Source organism: Streptococcus equinus ATCC 9812 (assembly GCF_000187265.1).
GTDB classification, from domain to species: domain Bacteria; phylum Bacillota; class Bacilli; order Lactobacillales; family Streptococcaceae; genus Streptococcus; species Streptococcus equinus.
On sequence record NZ_GL698429.1, the window covers coordinates 763,162 to 783,164 of the forward strand.

18 protein-coding genes, 1 pseudogene and 2 CRISPR repeat arrays are annotated in these 20,003 nt (G+C 36.4%); of the genes and pseudogenes, 2 read left to right on the forward strand and 17 right to left on the reverse strand.

Translation table 11 applies throughout. The features are described from left to right. The 10 genes and pseudogenes from HMPREF0819_RS09050 to lepA all read right to left on the reverse strand — a co-directional run. Positions 1–241, reverse strand: a pseudogene (locus HMPREF0819_RS09050) (hypothetical protein); the annotation flags it as partial. An 85-nt stretch (positions 242–326) separates the two neighbouring features. Continuing rightward, the gene (locus HMPREF0819_RS03630) at positions 327–755 is read right to left on the reverse strand and encodes a hypothetical protein (protein ID WP_004232445.1); all 429 of its coding nucleotides are present in this window, start codon (positions 753–755) and stop codon (positions 327–329) included. Positions 756–782: 27 nt separating this feature from the next. Further along, positions 783–929: a hypothetical protein gene (locus HMPREF0819_RS03635; RefSeq protein WP_155106385.1), complete on the reverse strand. Its 147-nt coding sequence runs from the start codon at positions 927–929 to the stop codon at positions 783–785. Positions 930–1,016: 87 nt separating this feature from the next. After that, positions 1,017–1,253, reverse strand: coding sequence for a hypothetical protein (locus HMPREF0819_RS03640; RefSeq protein ID WP_004232449.1), 237 nt, complete (start codon positions 1,251–1,253; stop codon positions 1,017–1,019). 31 nt (positions 1,254–1,284) lie between these two features. After that, positions 1,285–2,652 carry a 23S rRNA (uracil(1939)-C(5))-methyltransferase RlmD gene (rlmD, locus tag HMPREF0819_RS03645; protein WP_004232451.1) on the reverse strand — a complete coding sequence of 456 codons (1,368 nt, stop codon included), beginning with the start codon at positions 2,650–2,652 and terminating at the stop codon, positions 1,285–1,287. A gap of 113 nt (positions 2,653–2,765) precedes the next feature. Beyond that, positions 2,766–4,175, reverse strand: a complete 1,410-nt coding sequence (locus tag HMPREF0819_RS03650) for an LCP family protein (protein WP_044023307.1) — start codon at positions 4,173–4,175, stop codon at positions 2,766–2,768. 145 nt (positions 4,176–4,320) lie between these two features. Next, entirely contained in the window at positions 4,321–5,145 is an 825-nt protein-coding gene (pheA, locus tag HMPREF0819_RS03655) for a prephenate dehydratase (protein ID WP_004232455.1), read from the reverse strand. Beyond that, a complete protein-coding gene (locus HMPREF0819_RS03660; RefSeq protein ID WP_004232457.1) occupies positions 5,142–5,618 on the reverse strand; it encodes a shikimate kinase in 477 nt (158 codons plus the stop codon). The genes pheA and HMPREF0819_RS03660 overlap by 4 nt, the downstream gene beginning before the upstream one ends. Beyond that, positions 5,611–6,894: a 3-phosphoshikimate 1-carboxyvinyltransferase gene (gene aroA / locus HMPREF0819_RS03665; RefSeq protein ID WP_044023308.1), complete on the reverse strand. Its 1,284-nt coding sequence runs from the start codon at positions 6,892–6,894 to the stop codon at positions 5,611–5,613. The genes HMPREF0819_RS03660 and aroA overlap by 8 nt, the downstream gene beginning before the upstream one ends. 133 nt (positions 6,895–7,027) lie before the next feature. Continuing rightward, the gene (gene lepA, locus HMPREF0819_RS03670; protein WP_004232461.1) at positions 7,028–8,863 is read right to left on the reverse strand and encodes a translation elongation factor 4; all 1,836 of its coding nucleotides are present in this window, start codon (positions 8,861–8,863) and stop codon (positions 7,028–7,030) included. A gap of 251 nt (positions 8,864–9,114) precedes the next feature. Between lepA and HMPREF0819_RS03675 the strand changes: the two genes are divergently transcribed. Continuing rightward, entirely contained in the window at positions 9,115–9,681 is a 567-nt protein-coding gene (locus tag HMPREF0819_RS03675; protein WP_004232462.1) for an Ltp family lipoprotein, read from the forward strand. A 96-nt stretch (positions 9,682–9,777) separates the two neighbouring features. Beyond that, positions 9,778–11,004: direct repeats of the CRISPR family, unit length 36 nt; unit sequence GTTTTGGAACCATTCGAAACAGCACAGCTCTAAAAC. A gap of 89 nt (positions 11,005–11,093) precedes the next feature. On the opposite strand, the gene ndk is transcribed toward HMPREF0819_RS03675, so the two are convergent. The 7 genes from ndk to cas9 form a co-directional block, all read right to left on the reverse strand. Continuing rightward, positions 11,094–11,510, reverse strand: a complete 417-nt coding sequence (gene ndk, locus HMPREF0819_RS03680) for a nucleoside-diphosphate kinase (protein ID WP_004232469.1) — start codon at positions 11,508–11,510, stop codon at positions 11,094–11,096. 167 nt (positions 11,511–11,677) lie between these two features. Continuing rightward, positions 11,678–12,776: direct repeats of the CRISPR family, unit length 36 nt; unit sequence GTTTTGGAACCATTCGAAACAGCACAGCTCTAAAAC. 143 nt (positions 12,777–12,919) lie between these two features. Then, positions 12,920–13,300 (reverse strand): type II toxin-antitoxin system HicB family antitoxin, encoded by a 381-nt coding sequence (locus HMPREF0819_RS03685; RefSeq protein ID WP_004232472.1) that lies wholly within the window; start codon positions 13,298–13,300, stop codon positions 12,920–12,922. 13 nt (positions 13,301–13,313) lie between these two features. Further along, on the reverse strand, positions 13,314–13,499 hold the full coding sequence (locus tag HMPREF0819_RS03690) for a type II toxin-antitoxin system HicA family toxin (RefSeq protein ID WP_044023309.1): 186 nt from the start codon (positions 13,497–13,499) through the stop codon (positions 13,314–13,316). 97 nt (positions 13,500–13,596) lie between these two features. Continuing rightward, positions 13,597–14,259, reverse strand: coding sequence for a type II-A CRISPR-associated protein Csn2 (gene csn2 / locus HMPREF0819_RS03695; protein WP_004232474.1), 663 nt, complete (start codon positions 14,257–14,259; stop codon positions 13,597–13,599). Then, a complete protein-coding gene (gene cas2 / locus HMPREF0819_RS03700; RefSeq protein WP_004232475.1) occupies positions 14,249–14,593 on the reverse strand; it encodes a CRISPR-associated endonuclease Cas2 in 345 nt (114 codons plus the stop codon). Before cas2 ends, csn2 begins: the two co-directional genes overlap by 11 nt. After that, positions 14,590–15,456 carry a type II CRISPR-associated endonuclease Cas1 gene (cas1, locus tag HMPREF0819_RS03705; RefSeq protein WP_004232479.1) on the reverse strand — a complete coding sequence of 289 codons (867 nt, stop codon included), beginning with the start codon at positions 15,454–15,456 and terminating at the stop codon, positions 14,590–14,592. Before cas1 ends, cas2 begins: the two co-directional genes overlap by 4 nt. Then, positions 15,456–19,589, reverse strand: a complete 4,134-nt coding sequence (gene cas9, locus HMPREF0819_RS03710; protein ID WP_004232481.1) for a type II CRISPR RNA-guided endonuclease Cas9 — start codon at positions 19,587–19,589, stop codon at positions 15,456–15,458. Before cas9 ends, cas1 begins: the two co-directional genes overlap by 1 nt. Before the next feature lie 127 nt (positions 19,590–19,716). On the opposite strand from cas9, the gene HMPREF0819_RS09115 reads away from it, so the two are divergent. Continuing rightward, positions 19,717–19,998, forward strand: a complete 282-nt coding sequence (locus tag HMPREF0819_RS09115; protein WP_004232484.1) for a hypothetical protein — start codon at positions 19,717–19,719, stop codon at positions 19,996–19,998. The last annotated feature ends 5 nt before the right edge of the window (positions 19,999–20,003 follow it).

Below are 20,003 nucleotides of genomic sequence, written 5' to 3' on the forward strand. Positions count from 1 at the left end.
TGATAAATGGTATGAAGAATAAATATCGTTTATAATCTTTCACCTTGACAAATCCATATTTTTCTCCAAGCTTATTCTTAAAAATAAAGCATGTAATAACGGTCGCAATAGCCAAGAGCCCAACAAATGATAAAACACTGTCATCGCCAAAATTATTTCTTAAATTTCCCATCACAACGACATATATGATTATCCACATTACAGCAAACCATATCTCACTTTTTTCATAAAATTTCTTCATATCCTTATTGCTCCTATGTCATTAAAATCGGAATTTAGCATAACGAATTCAAATTTGTCTATCTCTGCAAACTAGAATTTATCACTTAGACCATTGTTATCAGGTACCCGATAACAGGTCCAGCAAATATGGCAACGTAAATCAGCGTAATCCATGGCTGATAGTCAATATAGAACTCTTTAAAAGACAAACTCCATGGATGCTTTATAATAACCCATCCAAAAACGTCAAATACAATACAAATACAAGCCCATATCGCCCCTGTTATCAATGATTCAGCAAACGATGGTATAGAAAGATGTTTCATATATAACCATCCAAACAGTGAAAATAATACGATATTATACAGTGGATGCCATGGCTTTGTTTTTTCATATCCTTCACCCATACCGTTTTCATCCATGGGTTTCATTTTTAATACGTATATGTTGAAAACGGTATGTAAAATACCAATCACAGTAACAATAATATAACTAATCCAAAAATACAACATTGACAAACCAAAGTTTTGCATCTTTTTTCCTCCACAAATTCAAATTTCTTACTCATCCTTCTTGTTATTTTTCTTATCGATTGAATATCCAAGAAGGCAACCACAGCACGCAAATGCAACACCGAATGCAATACCGACACTGTAGCCAGTAGCTCCTAAACTGCTTGAAAATACGGTCCCCCACAAAACACTCATTAATACACCGAACAGTATTCCAAACAACACTGTATATTTGTACTTCATATTCGCAACCTCCGCATTAACTTAAAATTTATCTCACCATCAAATTATTCCAAAGTGCTTCAATGCATCCATAATTGCCATTTCTTTTTCCGGAGGACATACCGGAACTTTTGAATCCTCATTCTTTGACTTGTTGTAGCTTTCTCCAACTTCCAGACCACATTTACGTTTTATCTGTGAAATATAGAGCGTGGAAACCTTCATTCCGAAGCGTTCCTCAATATAACCTTTGATTTGATCATAGGTAGCCTTTCCGCGAAGAGAAGTGATATCCATATCCTCAAGAGGAAATTCTACTCTGATATTTCTACTCGGATATCTCTCCCTTGGAAAGAAGAACTACCGTCTCAACATGGTGCGTGTTCGGGAACAAATCTACTGGTTGTACTTTTTGGAGTTTGTAGCCAAGTTCTTGGTAAAGTTTGATGTCACGCGCCATAGTTGCTGGGTTACATGAGATGTAAGTGACTTTTTCTGGTTGCATGGCTACGCTTGCTTTGATAAAGTTTTCTGTCAAGCCTTTACGTGGTGGGTCAACCAAAATAACGCTTGGTTTGATACCATTCTTGCTCCATGTCGCCATGGCATGTTCTGCCGAATCAGCTACATAATGCGCATTAGTAATGCCATTAAGTGCAGCATTGCGTTTAGCATCTTCAACCGCTTCTTCAATCACTTCAACACCATAAACTGCTTTGACGTTTTTCGCAAATGAAAGCCCGATTGTTCCAATACCAGAATAGGCATCAATCACGATGTCATCAGCCGTCAAATCTGAAAAATCAATAGCAGTTTGGTAAAGTTTTTCAGCCATTTCAGTGTTCACTTGATAGAATGAACGCGCTGAGATTTCATATTGATTGCCAAGCATGCTATCAACAATCGTATCTTTTCCATAAAGTGTTCTAAAGTCATTACCAAAAATCGCATTGGTATTTTTATCGTTGATATTTTGGACGATTGATTTTACGGCTGGAAATTCAGCAACAATTTTTTCAATGATTTGTTCGATGCGGAAAATTTTCGGACGTGTTGTGACAAAAACAAGCATCATTTCACCAGAATAATATCCACGACGAACGACCAAGTTACGAATCAAACCAGTTTGCTCTTTTTCATCATAAGGTTTGAGGTCAAAACGACGAAGCAAATCACGTGTGAAATTAATCAAGCGGTCAATCTCTTTATTTTGAATGTAAAAATCAGAAATTGGCATCAAATCATGTGAATGTTTGCGGAAGAAACCAGTTTCCAGTTGTCCATTAACACGGCGAACTGGCACTTGCGCTTTGTTACGATAGGCGTATGGGTGCTCCATTCCAAGTGTCTCAGCCACTTCAACATCTGAAATACCAGCTATTTTGTAAAGATTATCTGCTACTTGTTTGCGTTTAAATTTGAGTTGCTCTGAATACGCAAGGTGACCAAAATCTGCGATTCCTGTACGCAAATAGTCAACATTCAAATCTTGATTGCGGTGTTCAGAAATTGTCAAGTATTCCTCAACCTTACCAAATCCAATATTTTTCTTCACTTTCAAGACGCGCATCTTTATTTTTTCACCTGGAAGAGCATTTTCAACAAAAAAGACAAAGCCATCAACCTTGGCTACTCCAGCTCCTTCATGTGATAAATCTGTGATTTCAACCTCAATAATGCTATTTTTTTCTAACATATTTTCCTTTCAACAAGCCTGTAAAGTTCAAGCTTCTAATAATCAATTCTCATTCGGTTACTTTTCTCAAAAAAAGAGAAGCATAACTGCCTCTCTATTATATCATATCTCATCTAGCGTAAGCCTAGTTCTTTCAACTCTTCTTGATATTTATTAAAATCAATCGAAATACCTAGACCGCCATACATGTCATAATCATCTGTCCAATCCCCTTCTTCAGGAATTGTCTTTTGCTCAATGCCTTTTTTGCCACTCGTCACTACACCCAAACCTTCTTTTACAAGAAATGGATAAGAAACGTTAGTTGAGGTAAGAGCATAAATTTTTCCGATTGCAGCTGAACCAGTAAAGAGTTTTGACGGTTCTTTAATCTGGCTGACGATTGCTGAAATAACTTGTTGCTGGCGCTGTGTACGTCCATAATCTCCGTTATCATCCTTACGGAAACGCGCATAATTTAGCAAAGTCCTGCCATCCATCTTTTGCTCTCCGACTTCAATGGTTTGGTTTGGAACGGTTCCATCAGCTCGCATATTAAGATCATCAGGCACTTCCACAGAGGACACTTCTTGACCATCAACCGTACCAAATTTGGCATCGATGTCAACACCATTAGGGAAAAGCGTGTTAATTGCTTCGGCAAAGGTTTCAAACTCGACCATGACATAGTACTTGATATTAATATCAAAATTATCCTTCAATGTTTGTCGCATCAACTCTGCACCTTGACCCTCATCTTGTTCGCCGATATTAAAAGCAACGTTTAATTTTTGGTCATTAGCATAGTCGTTATAGCTGACACCGTTAATATTGACAAGAGTATCGCGCATAAAGCTAACTAGCTTTACTTTTCCTTCTTTGTTGCCGATATTTAAAACCATAATGGTATCTGTTCTGGCATCTGATGACCCTTGAGAAATTCGCTTATCACTTCCAAGAATCAAAATATTAGTACCATCTTTGCTATCTTGTCCATTAAAAGGCTCAGTAACAGCTGCTGAATAATTCGTCTCACCACTTGAGACTTCTTTTACCCCATGAAAAAACATGTAAATCATTCCTACCATAACCAAAACGATTAGCATGGCAAAAAATTGTAAAAAATGTTTCAAACGTTTTTTGCATTTCTTCTTTTTAGACTTTTTTGGCTTTTTTTGATGTTTACGCTTAGGACGTGAAACTTTTTCAAACTTTGGATATTTAGGCAAACCTTGTGAAGTTACTTGATTATCATAGCTATCATAGCCAGAATAATCATCATAATCTACATAAGCAGCGCTATCTTCATAATCATCATAGTAATCATTATTATAATCATTGTAATAGCCATAATCGTCATACTGGTCATCATATGTTTCGTTATAGGCAGACGAAGAGTAATTTGATGGCTGTTGCATGCTCATCAATTTTTTCTGATAAAGATAATCAAACTCTTCTTTTTGTTGAGCATTCAGATATTCTAAATTGCCCAAAAGATATTGATACCTTAATTCTTCATGTCGACTTAATCTATTATTTGCCATATCCCACTCTTTCATTCTAGCTAACTAAAGTCAGTACAAGTTTAACGAAACGACTATATTCTTATTATACTAAAAAATGGCAGCGCTTGCTACTTTGGGCACAATACTATCAAAAAACACCTGATTTGCAGGTGTTTTTTTAATATTATAGTTTGTAAACATCATAATTGCCTAGAGTTTTGTAGTCAATGCCTAAAAGTTGCAGCTCCTCAAGAGCACATGCGACTAAAGCTTCGTTTGAATTGTCTACATCAACAATGAAAAAATATTCTCCAAGAGCTGTCTTCAAGGGACGACTTTCGATTTTTGTCAAATTAATCCCACGCCAAGCAAAGACTGACAGAGCTTTATAAAGCGCACCAGGCAAATTATCCTGCAAAGTGATAGCTAAAGACAGTTTTTGCTGAGACTTAGGCAAATCAAATACAGGATTTTGGCGTCCAAGTAGCCAAAAGCGCGTGTAATTTTCATCCATTTCTTGAATATCTTTTGCGATAATCACAAGACCATACTCTTTTGCCGCTGCTGCTGGAGCAATGGCTGCGTATGGCTCATCAGGATTTTCTGCAATATAACGCGCGGCATAAGCAGTACTTGCTGTCATTTCGATTTGAGTATTTGGATAATGTACTTTAATGTATTTCTTTCCCTGAGCAATAGCCTGAGGGTGTGAAAAAATCTTTTCGATTTTTTTATCCTGTGACGTTGCTAAAAGCTGTTGCTTAATCGGCTGAATCATCTCGGCAACTGCTTCAATATTGGCTTGGTGATAAAGATAATCAAGCGTTTCATGGACAGAGCCCTCAATTGAATTTTCAACTGGAATAATGGCATAATCCACGACACCTTCTTCATAAGACTTAATCACTTCTGTAATGTTGGCAAATGGCATGCGCTCGTCATCTGGAAAAGCCTTAACAGCAACATTATGCGTAAAAGAACCGCTCGGTCCTAGGTAGCCAACTTTCATCCGATTTCCTCAACAATTTCTTCTGGTGTTTTTCCAGCGACTTCGATAATGCGATTAGCTGCTGACTCATACATTTCTCTACGCCCATCAAAGATAGCTTTAAATGCTTCTTTGCTATTATTGATAAATAGCGGACGCATATTTTTCGTATCATTTTTGATACGGTCATAAAGCGTGTCAAAATCAGCTTTAAGATAAATCGTCTCACCATTTTTTGCCAAAATGTCACGGTTAATAGGACTAATCACAACACCGCCACCAGTGGAAATGACATGCTCAGAATTAACCAACTCTGCTAGCACTTGAGACTCAATCTCACGGAATTTTGCTTCGCCTTCTTTTTCAAAAAAGTCAGCAATCGACATGCCAATGCGCGCCGTAATCAAAGCATCCATATCGATATAATCTTTATCTAAAAGTGATGAAATCGTTGACTTACCTGAGCCCATAAATCCGATAATAATTCTAGCCACGTGACAACACCTCCAAATCATTAAAGAAGCTTGGGTAACTTGTATTGATTGCTTCTGCTCGTTCCAACTCAACATCACCATCTGACACTAAAAGCGCAGCAATTGCTGCCATCATGCCAATGCGGTGGTCACCAAAAGTATTGATTTTAGCACCATGAAGCGGTGTTTTTCCTTTGATAATCATGCCATCATCTGTTGGTGTGATGTTAGCGCCCATTGCATTAAGAGCATCCGCAACCACCTGAATACGATCAGTTTCTTTGACCTTCAATTCTTCTGCATCACGAATCGCAGTCGTGCCATTTGCTTGAGTCGCCAGAAGAGCAATAATCGGTAATTCGTCAATCAAACGTGGAATGATTTCACCACCGATTTCAGTACCACGAAGTTCAGAAGTTTCAACGGTAATTGTCGCAGATTTTGCGATGTCATCGACATCTGAAATCGTCATCTTGCCGCCCATCGCTTTAATAACATCAAGAATACCAGTTCGCGTTTCATTGATACCAACATTCTTCAATATCACTTTTGCATTTGGGACAATAAGCCCTGCAACGAGCCAGAAAGCTGCTGATGAGATGTCACCTGGCACAACCACATCTTGACCAGTGAATTCTTGACCACCTTTGATGCGAATTTCTTTGCCATTGACATCAATTTTCCCACCAAATTGAACAATCATATCTTCGGTGTGATTGCGAGTCTTCTCTTTTTCGATGATGACTGATTCGCCATCTGCCTGCAAAGCAGCAAAGATAAGTGCTGACTTGACCTGAGCAGATGCCACAGGAAGTTGGTAGTGAATTGGTTTTAAAGCTTTGCTACCATGCATAGTAAGTGGTGGTAAGTCACGCTCAGTCTGACCTGAAACCTCAACACCCATTTGGCGAAGCGGAATCGTCACACGGTCCATAGGGCGTTTTGACAAGCTATCATCTCCAAACATCTCAACAGTAAAATCTTGCCCAGCCAACACACCAGAAATCAAGCGAATTGATGTTCCAGAATTTCCCATATTCAATTTATTTTTTGGTGCTTTAAGTCCGTCAAAACCAACACCTGTAATGGTAACAAGCTCACCATCGTCTTGAATATCTACACCCAAATCACGAAAAACTTGCATCGTTGACAAAACATCTTCGCCACGCAAAATATCGCGAATAGTCGTTGTTCCCTCAGCAAGACTTCCAAACATGATTGAACGGTGGCTAATTGATTTATCGCCAGGAACACGTAAGGTTCCTTGTAATTGTGACACATTTGTCAATAATTTCATACAACTCTCCCACGATTTCATTTTTAATCTATTGTACCATAAAAATACTGAAAATTTGCACAACTCTCTAATTATTCTCTTTTTATGGCTGAAATAAGTAGAAAAACAGCTGAAAATTCAGCTGTTTAATGATTTATTTTTTACTGCTTTCATCATCCATTGAAAGTACTGACAAGAAGGCTTCTTGTGGCACTTCAACTGAACCGATAGCTTTCATACGTTTTTTACCTGCTTTTTGTTTTTCAAGCAATTTACGTTTACGAGAAACGTCACCACCATAACATTTTGCAAGCACGTTTTTACGAAGAGCTTTAATATCTGAACGAGCCACGATTTTTTGACCGATAGCTGCTTGAATTGGCACTTCAAACTGTTGACGTGGAATGATTTTCTTCAATTTTTCAACGATTAATTTACCACGTTCATAGGCAAATTCATTGTGAACGATGAAACTAAGCGCATCGACTTTATCTCCGTTAAGCAGAATATCCATTTTAACCAATTTAGATTTGCGGTATTCTGAAATTTCGTAATCAAAGCTTGCATAACCACGTGTTGATGATTTCAATTTATCAAAGAAATCAAAGACAATTTCAGCAAGTGGGATTTGGTAAATGACATTAACACGATTTTCATCAATGTAATCCATTGTCACAAAATCACCACGTTTACGTTGAGCAAGTTCCATAACAGCTCCGACAAATTCTTGTGGAACCATGATTTGTGCTTTAACGTATGGTTCTTCGATGCTTGCAACCTTAGTTGGGTCTGGGAATTCAGACGGGTTTGACACCTCAAGCATATCGCCATCAGTCGTATTAACATGGTAGACAACGGATGGTGCTGTCATAATCAGATCAATGTTAAATTCACGTTCCAAACGTTCTTGGATAACATCCATGTGAAGAAGTCCCAAGAAACCACAACGGAAACCAAAACCAAGCGCTTGTGACGTTTCTGGTTCGAATTGAAGACTAGCATCGTTCAATTGAAGTTTTTCAAGAGCTTCACGAAGGTCATTGTATTTATTTGATTCGATTGGGTAAAGACCAGCAAACACCATTGGGTTCATTTGTTTATAACCGTGAAGTGGTTCTGCTGCTGGGTTGTTAGCAAGCGTTACCGTATCACCGACACGAGTATCTGCTACAGTCTTAATGGATGCTGCGATATAACCAACATCACCAGTTGCTAGAAAATCACGACCCACTGCTTTTGGTGTGAAGATACCCACTTCAGTGACATCAAATGTTTTACCATTAGACATCAACTGGATAGTGTCACCAGGTTTTACCATACCATTAACGATACGAACTTGAAGAATAACCCCACGATAAGCATCGTAAACTGAGTCAAAGATAAGTGCTTGAAGTGGTGCTTCAACATCACCTGCTGGCGCTGGTACGTACTCAACGATTTGCTCAAGGATTTCTTCAATCCCGATACCAGCTTTTGCTGAAGCAAGTACTGCTTCTGACGCATCAAGTCCAATAACATCTTCGATTTCTTGACGAACACGTTCAGGGTCAGCAGCTGGCAAATCGATTTTATTGATAACTGGCAAGATTTCCAAGTCATTATCAAGTGCCAAATACACATTGGCAAGTGTTTGAGCTTCGATACCTTGTGCCGCATCAACAACCAAAATAGCACCTTCACAAGCTGCAAGTGAACGAGACACTTCATATGAAAAGTCAACGTGCCCTGGTGTGTCAATCAAGTGGAAAATGTAAGTTTCACCATCTTTAGCTGTGTAATTCAACTCAATCGCATTCAATTTGATTGTGATACCACGTTCACGTTCCAAATCCATGCTATCCAAGAGTTGAGCTTGCATTTCACGACTAGAGACAGTTTCCGTTTTTTCCAAAATACGGTCAGCCAAAGTTGACTTCCCGTGGTCAATATGCGCAATAATTGAGAAATTGCGAATCTTTTCTTGTCGTTTTTTTAATTCTTGAATATCCATCTATCTATAATCCTATACAATTATTCATTATTTCTATTATAACAAATAAACACCACTGGTGCTATAAAAAGTTTGTAACAAGCGATAAAAGCAAGGAAAATCACTTATTAAAAAGAACCGCAAATTTCTTTACATTTTATAAATAAAACGCTATCATTTAAGTGAAAATTAGACAAATAACTTACTTCCACACTTCATTTTAAACTGTATTATCCTATCTTACACACTTAACCGTTGATAAGGAGAACATCATGAAAAAGAGAACAATGATTATTGCCTGTGCTTTGGCACTATTAGGATTGTCTAGTTTTTTCATTACCAGTCCGCCACTTGTCTCGCACCCTCATGTCGTCTACGCTGCAGCGACTAGTAGCCAGAAAAAAGCTCTCAGCAAGGCTAAAAAGTACTACAAGCTCATGAACATGTCAAAATTAGACATTTACGACCAATTGACATCAGATGTTGAAAAATATTCTGCCGAAGATGCTCAGTATGCCATTGACCATTTGAAAGCTAATTACAAAAAGGCTGCGCTAAAAAGAGCAAAGAGCTATTATAAGATTATGCACATGTCAAAACAAGGCATCTACGACCAATTGTCTAACGAAAATGGCGATAAATTTACTGCTGAGCAAGCTCAGTACGCTATCGACCATGCCAAATTAGACTATAAAAAAGCTGCCTTGGAAAAAGCAAAAAGTTATAAAAAAACACTAGACTTGTCATCAGATGAAATCTACGAACAACTCACTTCTGAAGACGGCGCAAAATTCACCGCCGAAGAAGCTCAGTCTGCCATAGACCACTTGAACGACTAAGCCAATCTAACCTAGCAAACCTATGACCCATATAGATTACCCCACCCAGTGACGAACTAGGTGGGGTTTTGTTATATTCATATTTAGTAGCCACAAGTTTTGGAACCATTCGAAATAGCACAGCTCTAAAACAGCAGTTTTCTTGTTAAGTTCATTTGACATGTTTTGGAACCATTCGAAACAGCACAGCTCTAAAACTGAAGGCCTATGCACTACGCACGCTAAAACAGTTTTGGAACCATTCGAAACAGCACAGCTCTAAAACAACGTATGTATAGAGCTTCATCGTTTGCTCGTTTTGGAACCATTCGAAACAGCACAGCTCTAAAACTGAAACCTTAGCTTGCAAGCCTGTATTTAAGTTTTGGAACCATTCGAAACAGCACAGCTCTAAAACAGCAGTTGAGCTACGTTTGACTTGATTTCAGTTTTGGAACCATTCGAAACAGCACAGCTCTAAAACCTAACAAACGCATGCAAGGAATCATTGATAGTTTTGGAACCATTCGAAACAGCACAGCTCTAAAACTTCGCTCGAATCATACTATACAAATTTGCTTGTTTTGGAACCATTCGAAACAGCACAGCTCTAAAACATACCATCTGCATTCCCTTGAATGCCGTTAGTTTTGGAACCATTCGAAACAGCACAGCTCTAAAACGAATTAAATAAATGCACGGCATATGGTCTGGTTTTGGAACCATTCGAAACAGCACAGCTCTAAAACCCTACGCTGGTTTTAAGCCACCTAGCTACTGTTTTGGAACCATTCGAAACAGCACAGCTCTAAAACCCTACGCTGGTTTTAAGCCACCTAGCTACTGTTTTGGAACCATTCGAAACAGCACAGCTCTAAAACCTCGCCTGCAATTTCCATCAACTCTTGACGGTTTTGGAACCATTCGAAACAGCACAGCTCTAAAACGGAGCTAAGATAATGAAATACCTAATAACAGTTTTGGAACCATTCGAAACAGCACAGCTCTAAAACCCATAGGGATCGTCCCACGCAGGTGTAGTCGTTTTGGAACCATTCGAAACAGCACAGCTCTAAAACCTCGCCTGCAATTTCCATCAACTCTTGACGGTTTTGGAACCATTCGAAACAGCACAGCTCTAAAACTTTTAAACATAACACTTCATACATTGACGGGTTTTGGAACCATTCGAAACAGCACAGCTCTAAAACGATTTCCTGCAGTAATGTCAGTTTTAGGTGGTTTTGGAACCATTCGAAACAGCACAGCTCTAAAACATGAAGTGGAAAGTGTTGATGAAATTGAAAGTTTTGGAACCATTCGAAACAGCACAGCTCTAAAACCTCGTGGACCATTTTTCCTCACGAAATTTCGTAATCGCGCCATTTGTCTCAGCCTGACTTCAGCTCCGAATGATTCCTTATTTAATTATTTTATTCCCCAAACCAAAGGGCGATTTCGCGTTCTACTGATTCTGGTGAATCTGAACCGTGAACGATGTTAAATGTTGCAGCGCCTTCAGCTGGTGCTTGAGCAAAATCACCACGGATTGTTCCTGGAAGAGCTTCTTTCGGGTTTGTTGCACCCATCATTGTACGCCAAGAAGTAATCACTTCTTCTCCTGACATAACACCAGCAATCACTGGACCACTTGTCATAAAGTCAACGATTAGTGGGAAGAATGGACGGTCAACCAAGTCTTCATAGTGTTTTTCTAACAACTCAGGAGTTGCCATACGCATTTCTAATTTTTCAATTTTGAAACCACGACGTTCAATACGTTTAAGTACTTCACCAACAAGTCCGCGTTTCACGCCATCTGGTTTAATCATAAAGAAAGTTTTTTCCATGTAAACAATCCAACCTATCTAACTAAAATAAATTCACTTTCAATTTTACCATAAAAGAAAACTTTTGAAAAACATTGAAAGTGATTTTAACTAAAGTTTTAGTTAGAGAATTTTTCAAAACAGCACAGCTCTCAAACGAAAGGTTCTGGAGCTTGGACTTCAGGTGAGTTTTGGAACCATTCGAAACAGCACAGCTCTAAAACTATTGTAATGAATGTGCTGAAATTATCATAGTTTTGGAACCATTCGAAACAGCACAGCTCTAAAACATATAGTGGTCAATTTCATCGTTTGTCAATGTTTTGGAACCATTCGAAACAGCACAGCTCTAAAACTGCAAGTCTCAAAATAGATGAATTGTAATTCGTTTTGGAACCATTCGAAACAGCACAGCTCTAAAACGGTCATACCTAAAATTAAAACGTGTTTCAAGTTTTGGAACCATTCGAAACAGCACAGCTCTAAAACTTTGGACATGAAGCGCAGACTAGTGACAACGTTTTGGAACCATTCGAAACAGCACAGCTCTAAAACTTATATCCCTCCGATGATTCATAGGCCACCGTTTTGGAACCATTCGAAACAGCACAGCTCTAAAACATTTAAAAAAATGAACACGTCTATAGCTGTGTTTTGGAACCATTCGAAACAGCACAGCTCTAAAACTTCAGTGTTGTCACTTCGTTCAATTGATAGGTTTTGGAACCATTCGAAACAGCACAGCTCTAAAACTAAAGACATTTATGGCAAAGAGATTTATGAGGTTTTGGAACCATTCGAAACAGCACAGCTCTAAAACTTATTAGTCGTGAAATTAGTCGGGTCAATAGGTTTTGGAACCATTCGAAACAGCACAGCTCTAAAACAGAGTAGCCACAGTCGTTTTTAAATTTAATAAGTTTTGGAACCATTCGAAACAGCACAGCTCTAAAACTCTGTTCCACCAGATGATGAAGATGAACTGGTTTTGGAACCATTCGAAACAGCACAGCTCTAAAACTCAAACCATGAGTCGCGTGCGCTGTTTGAGGTTTTGGAACCATTCGAAACAGCACAGCTCTAAAACTTTTATTGATGTGTCATCTTACCAATCTGCTGTTTTGGAACCATTCGAAACAGCACAGCTCTAAAACAATGTGCGCTCAGCAGACACTCTAAACGCTGGTTTTGGAACCATTCGAAACAGCACAGCTCTAAAACTAATAGCGAAGCTAGCCAGAGACAGTAAGAGTTTTGGAACCATTCGAAACAGCACAGCTCTAAAACCCTCGTGGACCAATTTTTCTCACGAAATTTCGTAATCGCGCCATTTGTCTCAGCCAGACTTCAGCCTCGAATAGCTCCATAATATTAGCTTTATTATACCTTAAAAGCCTTGATTTTTCAACGTTCCTGAACAATCTTAAAACTTATAGTTGCAACTTTTTCTCCAAAGCTTTTGTTAAAACCTCAGAATAGTTTACCTGCTCACGGTCAGCTAATCTGACCAACCATTCTGGTACTGTAACATTTTTACGAATAGCTTTTGTCTTTTTTAAATACGGTGAAGGATCAGCTTGAATCAGAGTAATGAAGCCATCATCAACGGTTAGCTCACTCATATCAATAACTTTTGGAAGAGTAAGTCCTTCATCTAGATACGCAGCTAGCGAACTCTCAAGCATTTCACGAGCATTCTTCATAGCTTCCTCGATATCTTTACCTTCGGTTCCACCACCGAATCCTGGAAATTCTACCCAAAAACTTCCGCCTTCTTCTTTGTGAAAAATTGCAGGATATGTTTTTAACATCAGTTTACCTCCTCTAATCTAAATCTTTAAGAATTTTTCTCTCTAAGCCTGCTCCAACGACCTTATTACCATGAATTGGTATTGTAACAATATAAACTTTTCCATCTTTTTTGAATTGATGATGGCTTCCTTTTACACGAACTTCTTTCCATCCTTTCGAAATTGCTATTTTAGCTAGCTCTTTCCCAGTTTTTGGCACAACTACTCTCCCCCCTTTTATTTTATACGTATTATGCGCATATGTCAAAACATAAGAAAAAGTATCTACAAAAATGTAGATACTTTATTATTCGTTTTTAACTCATATTTTCTGCAATCAAAAAATAATCATTATCCAAAACATATTGTGGAAAATCATAAAGTTTTCGTGGCTCTAGAAAAAGAACTTTTTGATTTGAAAGTTTGACATATTCCATCAATCTCTCCATCTCATTTTGGGTCAAATAAGCTCCACTATTCACAAAAATAAGTAACTTCTTTTTACTAAGATAGTTATATATTTGAAGAATTTCAAAGCATTTTTCAAAAATCGTATCACTTTGTGTTTCAATCTTAACACCAAGAGCTTTTATCAACTCAAGAATTGTGATTTCATCATATTCAAGATCAAGTTCATTTTCTAAACACTCATAAGCAATTAATTCTGTAATAGTATCAGCCAGATTTTCAATCATCGATTTTACTTCTGGTTTCTCATTCAATTGACTTTCTAAATCAGCATAAATTAATTTGAGCATAGATGAAGAATTGACATCAAATCCTAAAATATCTGTCACTAAAAGTAACTCTGATTCTTTCAAGGATTTCAATTTTTTGTCAAACAATTTCAACTCACTTTCTTCTGTGTAAGAATACAATTGTCTAACAAGATTTGAAAAAACTGTTACATTTTCAACTGCTAGAATTGTGCCACCTGAAATTTCTAGTGGCTCATCAAGTATCGGAAAATTAATCTTCATCACTATAATCCTCTCCTAAAAACACAAGTCGCTTATCAGAATTGGCCACACTCATATCTCTTTCACCATTAAGATAAATCATACGAGCAAATTGCTTTTCAGTCACAGTCAAAAGAGTAATACTCCCTTTTTTAGGATTATTAGCCTGAAGTCTGTCAATCATCGCTTTATTAGCAGAATTATTTAGCAGCAATTTACTATAAACAGAAAATTGGTGCATGATAAAACCTTCACTTAGCAAAAACTTGCGAAATTTGCGGTAAGCCTTGCGCTCCTCGACAGTCTCTGTAGGCATATCAAACATTAAAATCATTCGCATATATCGATAACTCATATCCTAAATTCAGGAACTCCTTTCCCGTTATGATTAAGAGCTTTGACTACTTTTTTCGTATAATCACTAACAATGTTATTTAAATACATTTCCTTATTGTTGTAAGAATAAGTTTCATCAAACATCGTAAACAACTCGCGTTTAATTTTGACAAAGGAAGCATTACGATTTTCGTACACAATTCTATCAACGATTGGACGAAATGGTTCCATTATGTCACTTGCTAGATTGAATTGATTAAACTGATTAGAATGTTTCAAGCCGAACTGAGTCATACAGCCACAAACAACTAGTTCACGCGCAAACATGCTTAACAACAAAGTATAACCATAATCTAGTCCAGCATTAATGTCATTATCTTGTTCACGAGAAAAGTCGTTGCCAAACAAGGTATTAAAATAAATTCTAGCCGAGTGCCCTTCGCGATTACTAGGGTCAAATGGTTCTAAACCGTGATATAAATCCATAATCGATTGTGATTTTTCAAAGAAAGAACACTCACCAAGATACATACTCTGATTTAAAATTTTCTGTGCAATGATGTTAGTCCAGGCATCACATTTAACCTCATCAGCCCATGCGATTTGATTTGTCAGCTGTAAACTAGAATCATGGCGTCCATAGTAAGGCGTCAGCATTGCAGTTGGCAAACGTTTTTCATCACAAAAAATAATTAAAATATTTTTATCAACTAAACGCTCAATCAACATTGTCGTCAAAACAATATTTGTCGTTTCAAGCAAAAGAATATCAATTTCTTCTAAATGAATCATCTCAGTATGATAAGCATCCTTAAAAATCAAATGATTATTTTTATATGATAATTTCGAATGCTCGTTTACAATAACTGTACGCCATCCCATTACTCTTCTCCTAACTTACTCAAATCAATACGTGTTTCATAAAGACCAGTGACAGATTGGTGAATGAGGGTGGCGGATAAGGCTTCTGTCGTAGACTTATATCTCAAATTTGACTGTTTGACATCTAACTTAAGAAATTTAAATGCTCCTGGAGCTCCAAATGAAATGAATTTTAGTAAATTAATAAATGACTCAGATAAAGAACTGATATCTTCTTGACCATATTCTGTAAATTCATTTATTAAATTATCAACTACTTTTGGTTTTAAAATATTTATTCTGGCAATTGAAATAATCAAATTAAAGATATCTTTAAATTCATCTTTATGTTGTTTCACATAATTTAAATGCTCTGGTTTATGAGAATTATTAACATGCTGTGAATGATAAAGTAAGTTTACCATATATTGCGGTAAAACCACTTCATTTCCTTTTTGCAACTCAGTGGCACTAGCCAACAATCGTCTTCTTCCACCTTCGAACTCAAAAAGACTGTATTTAGGGAGTTTTATTAATTTGTCCTCTTGAACATTATGATATCCTTTCTTCTCTAAGAATGAGACAGGATTTTCTTCAAAGGAAGAGCGTTCCATAATAGAAATACCGACTAACTCTTTTACAGTTTTTAATTTCCTTGTTTTACCTTTTTCGACATCTGCTACAACTAATACAGAATATGCAACTGTTGGGCTATCAAAGCCACCATATTTCTGCGTTTCCCATTGAAGTTTCTTCGTTTTACGCGGAATTAATTTATCTGAATCTCCTTTAGGTAAGATAGATTCTTTTGAAAATCCTCCAGTTTGTACTTCAACTTTTTTCACAATATTAACTTGTGGATAAGAAAGAACTTTTCGAACAATGTTAAAATCTCTTTGCTTATTCCAGACAACTTCACCATCTGCATTTGTTTCAATATCTGGTCGTTCAAATACTCTACCATCCGCATATTTGACTTCAGTTTTAAAGAAGTTCATCAAGTTTGAATAAAAGAAGTATTTTGCAGTTGCTTTACCTAATTCAGAATGGTTATCAGAAGATTTGGCAACAAGTTTGCGGACATCATATTTTTTATACTCACCATAAACAAACTCTGGTGCTAATTTTGGATATTTTTTAAGCAAGGCTGTTCCAACTACTGCGTTGAGATAAGCATCGTGAGCGTGGTGATAATCATTAATTTCACGAACTTTATAGAACTTAAATTCTTTTCTAAATTGCGAAACTAAGCTTGATTTCAAAGTAATAACTTTTACATCACGAATCACCTTATCATTTTCATCACATTTTGTATTAAAGCGGGCATCTAAAATTTGTGCGACATGTTTTGTAATTTGACGTGTTTCAACTAATTGACGTTTAATAAATCCAGCTTTATCAGTTTCAGTTAATCCACCACGTTCTGCTTTAGTTAAATTATCAAATTTACGTTTAGAAATTAGCCCTGATTTATACAATTTATACCAGTACGATTTTCTATTACGAACAATTTCAATACTTGGCACATCATCTGACTTACCGCGGTTTTTAGCTGAACTTGTCAAGACTCGATTATCAATCGAATTATCTTTAATAAAAGCTTGAGGGATGATATGGTCAATATCATAATCACTTAAATGATCAATATCAAGTTCTTCTCCTGTATACATATCCTTACCATTTTGGATATAGTATAGGAACAAACGGTCATTTTGAAGATGAGAATTTTCAACTTTACTATCAACATAAGAAGGTTTCTTCTTACTAAGAATGTCGCTACCAAATTCTTTCAGAGAGTCTTGTAGTCGTTTCAAACGTTGATTTGATCTATTTCTTCCATAGCCAGTTATTTGATTTTCACGTGCCATCTCGATGACAATATTTTGAGGATTGTGTCCCATCACTTTGACTAATTCATCGACAATTTTAACACTTTGAAGAATTCCTTTCTTAATAGCAGGACTTCCAGGTAAATCATGAACAACTGCTTCAATATCGTCAACGTCACCTACAACTTGTGCTTCTTGAATAGTAGTTTTAAACGATAATGAATCATCGTTAATTAATTGCATAAAGTTACGATTAGCATCCCCATCATCAATCAAGAAATCAAGAATAGTTTTGTTGTTTTCTTTATTGCGAATTCCATTAATCAGTTTATAAGATAGACGTCCCCAACCAGTATAATGGCGACGTTCAAGTTTCTTCAACTGCTGTGAAGTAAAGATATCACTATATTTTTGAAGACGTTCATGAATCATATCTCTATCTTCAAATAAGGTCAAAGTCAACACAATATCTTCAATGATTTGTTCATTTGTCTTATCATCTAAGAAAGATTTATCTAAAATCTTTTTCAAATCGTGATAGGTTCCAAGGCTAGCATTAAATGATTTACTATCTTTATCAAGACCAATTAAATCATTGATTCGAAACTCTTCGAACTCATTATTAAGATAGCTTAAAAGTTTAGCCTTCGTAACTTTTCGATTTTCTTTAAATACGTGATCAAAGATTTCTTGCTTCATATTTGCATCAAAGAAAAATGACTTACCTTGCTCATTAACATACTTAATTTTAGTCAATTCGTTGTACACTGCAAAAGTTTCATATACATAACTGTGTTTTGGTAAAACTTTTTCTTCAGGAAGATACAAATCATTTAAAGTCATTCGTGTAATGAATTTTTCAGCTGATTTTTCTTTATCTACTACTTCATCAAAATTCCATGGCGTAATCGGCTCATCTGAATGGTATTTAGCCCAAGCAAAACGGCTATTTTTTCTTGCTAATGGACCTACGTAGTAAGGAATTCTAAAAGTTAATATTTTTTCGATTTTAGCTTGATTTTCTTTTAAGAATGGATAATACTCACCTTGACGTCGTAAAATAGTACGCATTTCTTGTAAATGAATTTGGTACGGAATCGAACCATTATCAAATGTTCTTTGTTTTCTTAAGAAATCTTCACGTTCAATTTTATCAAGGAAATATTGACCTCCGTTTTTCTCAGAAATAATGCTCTTAAGATGTTTATAAAAAATATCTTGCTTAACACCATTTTCAATATATCCAGCATAACCATTTTTACTTTTATCTTTAAAAATCTCATGATACTTATCAAAATTATTCACTTTAATAAAAGTTTTTAACTTTTCTAAATCTTCATGGTGCTCTTCATAGCGTTTAATCATCGAAGCAGATAAAGGTGCTTTAGTTGAATTATCATCTACTGTCAAGATACCTGAAAGTAAAATTGCATCATATAGATTTTTAGCTGCTGTAAAAAGATCAGCATAGTCATCACCGATTTTTCCCAACAATTCTTCCAAATCTTCATCATAAGTATCTTTAGAAAATTGTAATTTAGCATCTTCAGATAGTTTAAAGTTTGTTTTGAAGTTAGGTTGCAATCCTAAAGCTAATGCTACAAGATTTCCAAATAAAGTATTTTTCTTTTCTGTTGGATATTGTTTAATAAGATTTTCCAAACGACGTGATTTACTAATTTTTTCTGTCAAAATACTTGCAGCATCAACCGTAATTTCTGATAAGTGACTATCATCAAATGTTCTATCATACACCCCTACGAAATCAGCAAATATTTTTTGAACATCTGTATTTTCAGCGTTCAATTGCCCTTCAATCAAAAAATGTCCACGGAATTTAATCATGTGAGCTAAAGCAAGATAAACCAAACGCAAATCTACTTTTTCAGGTGAGTCCGCAAGATGTTTTCTCAAATGGTAGATTGTAGGAAACTCTTGATGATAAGTATCTTCTTCAGCTTTATTTCCAAAAATTGGATGAGAATCAAAGGTTTTATCATCATCTGTCAGAAAAGATTCTTCTAAACGTTGAAAGAAACTTTCATCAACTTTTGCCATTTCTTTAGCAAAAATTTCTTGTAGGTAACGCAAACGATTTTTACGACGCGTATAACGACGTCGAGCTGCACGTTTCAAACGAGTCGCTTCAGCTGTTTCGCCACTGTCAAATAACAATGCACCTAGTAAGTTTTTCTTGATATATTTTTTATCAGTATTTCCTAAAACTTTCATCTTTTTAGCTGGAACTTTGTAATCATCAGTAATCACAGCCCAACCTACACTATTAGTACCTATGTCAAGTCCGATTGAATATGTTTTTTCCATTTATATCTCCTTTTTTGCAATAAACACTTGCAAATTAATAAATAAAATACTACAATAATTTTGTTGGAACTATTCGAAACAACACAGCGAGTTAAAATAAGGCTTTGTCCGTACACAACTTGTAAAAGTGGCACCCGATTCGGGTGCATTTTTTATTTGTGATTCAAATAGATATAACAAAACTAAACAAGTTTATTTTACTCCTCAAATTATTAAAAAACAAGCGTTTCCACGCTTGTTTTATTTTTATTTTTATTGCTGCTTAACTCACCAACCAGCCCCAGAAGAAGGGGAGGAGAAAGGCGATGATGCCGCAGATGACATAGGTGATGCGCAGCCATTTTTGCGAAATGTTAGAGGACTTTATCCAAAATGTGATGGCAAATATCCACGCTACTGCAAACAGTAGCCAAA